Genomic DNA, 5,768 nt, shown 5'->3' with positions numbered 1-5,768 from the left:
GTGTCGTACGAGCCGTGCCGCCACCGCGGTCTCTGTGCGTCAGCCGGCCTGCCGGCCAACCCGACCGTCAGCCGGTCCGGTTCAGCGCCGCGTAGGCGAGCCGCTCCAGCAGGAGCGCGGACTCGCGCGGCGCGTCCGTCGCGGCGGCGATCACCTGCTTGGTGACCGACACGGCCAGCGGCGGGTGTTCCGCCAGCTCCCCCGCGATCTGCAACGCACGTTCCATATGCGCCCCTTCGGGCGTGACCTCGCTGAGCAGGCCCCACTCGCGGGCCTCGGCCACCGGCATCCGGCGGGCCCGCAGCACCAGGTCGCGGGTGCGGGCGGGGCCCACGGCCCGCACCAGCCGGGTGATGCCGCCCGAGCTGGGCAGGATGCCCAGGCCGACTTCCGGCAGGCCGAGCCGCGCCGTGGCGTCCGCGACGCGGATGTCGGCGGCGAGCGCCAGTTCCAAGCCGCCGCCCAGGCAGTGGCCCGCGATGGCCGCGACCACCGGCTGCTCCAGGTCCGCGACCTCTTCGTAGACCGCGCCGGACGCCCGGTAGTAGGCGGCTATCGCCTCCGGCGTCATCTCGCGCAGCTCGCCGACGTCCGCCCCGGCGGAGAACACCGTCAGGCCGCCGGTGATCACCACGGCGCGGCTGGTCCGTACGGGCTCCGACCGCACTGCCGCCAGCAGCTCGGCCTCCAAGCGCGTGGAGAGCGCGTTGAGCTTCGCCTCCCGGCGCAGCGTGAGCACGGCGACCGAGCCGTGCCGCGCGGTGTGGACCGTGCCGGCCTCGGCGGCGCCCATTTACGCTTCCTTTCGGAACGATAGCAGGTCAGACAGGCCGCGCTTATTGATCTCATTGGCGATGACGAGGCGTTGGATCTCCGAGGTGCCCTCCCAGATGCGGTCCACGCGCAGCTCGCGCCAGATCCGCTCGACGGGGTAGTCGCGCATGTAGCCGCGGCCGCCGAAGATCTGCTGTGCGCGGTCGGCGACCCGGTTGGACGCCTCCGAGGCGGCGAGCTTGACCGTGGCGGCCTTGGCGTGGAGCAGCTTGCGGCCGTTCTCGGACCCGTCGGCCTGGTCGAACTCCCACGCAACCTGGTGGGTGAGGGCCCGGTTGGCGGCGATGTCCACGACGGAGTCGGCGAGCATGCCCTGGATGAGCTGGCGGCTGATCAGCGGCTCGCCGCCCTGCATCCGGCCGCGCGCCCACTCGGTGGCCAGCGACAGGGCCCGCTCGGCGGCGCCGATGGTGCGGGCGCCGATCATCAGCCGCTCCTCGGTGAACCAGTCGCGGGTCAGCTCGTACCCCTGGCCGACGCCGCCGAGCACGGCGTCCGCGCCGACCCGTACGTCCTCGAAGACGAACTCGGGGTGCTCGTAGACGAAGGTGTGCGTGTAGCGCGGGGTGCGCTTGAGGGTGACGCCCGGGTGGTCCTTGTCGATGATGAACAGGGTGGGCGCGCCCTCCCCGCCGTCGGTCCGTACGTTGGCCAGCACGATCAGGAAGTCCGCGGCGTCGCCGACCGTGACGAACCACTTCTCGCCGTTGACGACATAGCCGTCGCCGTCCGGCTCGGCGGTGGTGGCGATGCCGGACGGGTCGGAGCCCGCGTCGGCCTCGGTGATGGCGACGGCGTCGCGGCAGCGGCCCTGGATGCCGGGGAGGAGATAGCGTTCGCGCTGCTCGGGGGTGGCGGCGCGCAGGCAGTTGGCGGGGCGCCAGACGGTGTCCCACAGCGCGTTGGTGAGTTTGCCCAGCTCGTCCTGGACCACGGCCTGTTCGAGGACGCCGAGCCCGGCGCCGCCCCACTCGGCGGGCATGTTGATCGCTTGCAGGCCGCTGGCCAGCACCTCCTCGCGGATGGCGGCGAGCGCTTCGGGCGGCAGGCCGTTGTCGGCCTCGCAGGCGTCCTCGTACGGCATGATCTTCTCGGCCAGGCCGGCCGCGCGGTGCTTCAGTTCGGCCAGCCGGGGGGTGAGGGCGAACTCCATGTACTGCTCCTTTACGCAGAGGTGTGGGGGCGGGGGTTCAGTTCTCCAGGACGATCCGGGCGTCGAGGCCCAGGCAGCCGTCCGCCGTCGCGAGCAGGGGGTTGACCTCCAGCTCGGTGATCTCCGGGTGGGCGGCGGCGACTTCCGTGACTGTCGCGACGGCCGCGGCGAGCGCGTCGAGGTCCACAGCCGGTCTGCCGCGCACCCCGCGCAGCAGGGCGGCGGCGCGCAGCTCGCCGAGGACGGCGCGGGCGTGCGCGGGGGTGACCGGGGCCAGCGCGAACACCACGTCGCGCAGCACCTCGGTGGCCACCCCGCCGAGCCCGACCATCGCCACCGGCCCGAAGCGCGGGTCGCGCTGCACGCCGACGATCAGCTCCACGCCGTCGCCGAGATCGGCCATCGCCTCGACGCAGAACCCCGGCGGGTCCAGCCGCCGCGCCATGTCGGCGTGGGCGGCGCGTACGGACTCCTCGTCGCGCAGGCCGAGCGCGACGCCGCCGGAGTCGGACTTGTGGAGCAGGCCGAGCGCCTTGAGGACGACGGGCCCGCCGATGGCGCGGGCGGCGTCGGCGGCGTCGTCGGCGCTGCGGACCAGACGGGCGGCCGGGAAGGCGACCCCGGCCGTACGGATCAGCTCGCGCGCCGACCAGTAGCCGTCGTCGGCCGGCGGGGGCGCGACGGGTATCGGCCGGGACGCGGCCACCGGGGCGGCGCGCCGGGCGAGCATGCCCAGCGTCCGGGCGGCGTCCTCGACCGCGCCGAACACCGGCACTCCCTGGGCGCGCAGCTCGTCGGCGGCCGGGCTGTCCGCGCACATCGTGTGCACCACGACGGGCCTGCCGTGCCGCCGCACGGACTCGCCCATGGCGCGAGCGGTGGCGGTCTCGCGGGCGCCCAGCGCCTCGCCGTACGTTCCGTAGCCGCCGAAGTAGCCGGTGACCAGCACGGAGTCGGTGTCCGGGTCGGCGAGCAGCACGTCGAGGGTGCGGGCGAAGGAGGCGATGTCCTGCTCGCCCGCGCCCGCGAGGTCCACCGGGTTGCCGACGCCCGCGGACGGCGGCAGCCCGGCGCGCAGAGCGTCCGCCGTGGCCGGGGCGAACTCCGGTACGGACAGTCCGCACGTCTCCGCCACGTCGCAGGCGACGGAGGCGTGGCCGCCGCCGTCCGCGAGCACCGCGACCCGGCGGGCGGGCGCGGGCCCGAACCGGTGCAGCGCGGCCAGCAGGTCCGCCATTTCGCGGGGGCTGTTCACGCGGTCCACGCCGGCGGCCCGGCAGGCCGCGTCGATCACGGAGGTGTCGCTGGTCAGCGCCCCGGTGTGGGACTTCGCGCCGCGCACGGACGCGGCGCTGCCGCCGACCGTGAGGAGGACGACGGGCTTGCCCGCCGCGACGGCCTCCGAGGCGGCGGCGACGAACGCGCGGCCGTCGCCGAAGTCCTCGCAGTACACGGCGATCAGCTCGGTGCCGTCGTGGGCGGCGTAGGCCCGTACGAGATCGGCGGCGTTCAGGTCGGCCTGGTTGCCGAGCGAGGCGAAGCGGGAGAAGCCGAGGCCGCGGCCGGTGAGGAAGGCGCTGAGTTCGAGGGCCATGTTGCCGCTCTGCGAGATCAGCCCGACCGGGCCGGCCGGCAGCGTGTTGGAGGCGAGGTACAGCCCGCTCGTACTGTCCAGCACGCCGAGGCAGTTGGGGCCGAGCAGCACGGCGCCCGCCGCGCGCACCCGCTCGGCGAGCGCCGCCTCGCGCACCTTGCCGTCCGCGCCCAGCTCGCCGAAGCCCGCCGTGATCCCGACGACGGCGCGCGCGCCCACGGCCAGCGCCTCCTCGACGGCGGCCTCGAACCCGGCGGCGGGCACGGCGATCACGACGAGGTCCACGGGACCGGGGATCTCGGCGAGCGAGCGGTACGCGGGGCGGCCCAGGACCGGGCCGCCGCGCCGGTTGACGAGGTGCACGGGGCGCTCGCCGCTCATCCGCAGCGCCTGCACGCTGATCCAGTTCCCGTACTTGGACTGGTCGTCGCTGGCTCCGACGACGGCGACGGCGCGGGGCGAGAAGAGCGCGTCGAGATCGCGTCCGGGCTCTGTATGAGCTTCGGTGGCGGCGAGCGTCATCGGGGGACCTCCGGGAGGGGCGCTGGTACGGGGTGGCCGGTGCCCCAGGCGTCGGCGCCGCCGTCCACGACGACGGTGGTGCCGGAGACGTACGCGCCGCCGGGGGAGGCGAGGAAGGAGATGACGCCGGAGACGTCCTCGGGGCGGCCGAGCCGGCCGAGCGGCACGGCCTGCTCCCACTGGGCGCGCTCGGCGGCCGAATAGGCGTCGTCGAGGCCGTCGGTGGCGATGGTGCCGGGCGCGACGCAGACGGTGCGGATGCCGTAGCGGCTCCACTCCAGGCACAGCCCGGCGGCGAGGTTCTCCACGGCGGCGCGGGCGGCGGTGGCGTGGATCATGCCGGGGATGCCGCGGCGCGGCGAGAAGGCGATGAAGAAGACGACGCCGGAGCGCTGGGGGAGCATGGCGCGGAGCGCGACCTGGCGGGTGACGTCCCAGGCGGCGTCGACGGCGAGGCGGTGCACGGCGCGCCAGCCCTTGGGCGTGATGTCCTCGGCGGGCGCGGTGAACTGCCCGCCCGCGTTGTTGACCAGGACGTCGATCCGCCCGTATGCCTCGACGGCCCGCTCGACGACCTCGGCCACCTGCTCCTCGTCGCGGATGTCGGCGGGCAGCGCGAGGCAGTCGGCGCCGGCGGCGGCGAGCTCGGCGCGCACCTCTTCGAGCGGTTCGGGGCGGCGCCCGCAGACGACGACCTTGGCCCCGCCGGCGGCGAAGTCCCGCGCCGCCGCCCGGCCGATACCGGTGCCGCCGCCGGTGATCAGCGCGACCTTCCCGGCGTGTTCTGTGCTCCGCACGGAGTCTCCTCCTCGGTTCGACCGGAGTGTCTGACTGATGCGTCAGTTAGCTCCTCGGGTCGAGGGGATGTCAAGAGAAAGCACAGAATTGCCATGGTGGAGCGCGATGTTGCGATGGGTGGGCCCGGATCTTGCCTTTGACTGCCGCGTCAGTAGACTGGGGCGCCGCAGGGAACGACCGGAACCGATGGGGGGAGACGGCGGACATGGCGGACAGGCCCCGCAGCGACGAGGACCGCCGACAGGCCATCCTGGAGGCCACCTGGCAGCTGATCGCCGAGCGCGGCTTCCACGCCGTGCGGATCGCGGACATCGCCAAGGTCTGCGGCACCAGCACCGGCACCGTGCACTACTACTTCCCCGGCAAGAACGACGTGCTCACCGCGGCCCTCAAATACTGCGTGGAGCAGGCGTTCGACCGGCAGAGCGTCGAGCTCAAGGCCATCGACAACGCCCACGAGCGGCTGCTCAAGCTCATCGACATGCAGCTGCCGCGGGTGGGCCGGGTCCGCGACGAGTGGTCGATCTGGCTCCAGTACTGGGCCGAGGCCGTCGTACGCCCCGAATTCCGCCCCGCCCACAACGAGTTCTACGCCCGCTGGCACGAGGCCGTCGTACGGACCGTGCGACGCGGCACCCGCCAAGGCGTCTTCCGCCCCGACGCCGACCCCGAGAACGTGGCCCTGCGGCTGACCGCCCTCACCGACGGCGCGGCCATCCAGGTCCTCACGGGTGCGCCGGGCATGACGATCACCGTGATGCGGGAGCTGCTGGTGGACTTCGTCTCGCGCGAACTGGTCGCCCCGGAGTCGGTACCGGCGCGCGGCTGAGCCCGACACGGGCTCGTACGGCCTCGCACGCGCGAGAG

5 protein-coding genes are annotated in these 5,768 nt (G+C 74.1%); 1 reads left to right on the top strand and 4 read right to left on the bottom strand.

The features are described 5' to 3' along the window. Positions 1-67: 67 nt before the first annotated feature. From ACFU99_RS30580 to ACFU99_RS30565, 4 genes are read right to left on the bottom strand one after another with little or no spacing between them, the layout of a single operon-like run. Complete coding sequence (locus ACFU99_RS30580; RefSeq protein WP_384398177.1) at positions 68-793, bottom strand: enoyl-CoA hydratase/isomerase family protein; 726 nt, start codon at positions 791-793, stop codon at positions 68-70. Then, positions 794-1,987 carry an acyl-CoA dehydrogenase family protein gene (locus ACFU99_RS30575; RefSeq protein WP_384398175.1) on the bottom strand — a complete coding sequence of 398 codons (1,194 nt, stop codon included), beginning with the start codon at positions 1,985-1,987 and terminating at the stop codon, positions 794-796. Positions 1,988-2,024: 37 nt separating this feature from the next. Further along, positions 2,025-4,103, bottom strand: a complete 2,079-nt coding sequence (locus tag ACFU99_RS30570) for an acetate--CoA ligase family protein (RefSeq protein WP_384398173.1) — start codon at positions 4,101-4,103, stop codon at positions 2,025-2,027. After that, entirely contained in the window at positions 4,100-4,900 is an 801-nt protein-coding gene (locus ACFU99_RS30565) for an SDR family NAD(P)-dependent oxidoreductase (protein WP_384398171.1), read from the bottom strand. Before ACFU99_RS30565 ends, ACFU99_RS30570 begins: the two co-directional genes overlap by 4 nt. A gap of 206 nt (positions 4,901-5,106) precedes the next feature. Here ACFU99_RS30565 and ACFU99_RS30560 point away from each other — a divergent pair, with 206 nt between their 5' ends. Further along, the gene (locus ACFU99_RS30560; protein WP_384398169.1) at positions 5,107-5,730 is read left to right on the top strand and encodes a TetR/AcrR family transcriptional regulator; all 624 of its coding nucleotides are present in this window, start codon (positions 5,107-5,109) and stop codon (positions 5,728-5,730) included. The last annotated feature ends 38 nt before the right edge of the window (positions 5,731-5,768 follow it).

Origin of the sequence: Streptomyces sp. NPDC057654, from assembly GCF_042800135.1 — a bacterium.
GTDB lineage: Bacteria > Actinomycetota > Actinomycetes > Streptomycetales > Streptomycetaceae > Streptomyces.
The sequence above is the reverse complement of the archived record's forward strand: the minus strand, read 5'-3'. Positions and strand labels throughout refer to the sequence as shown.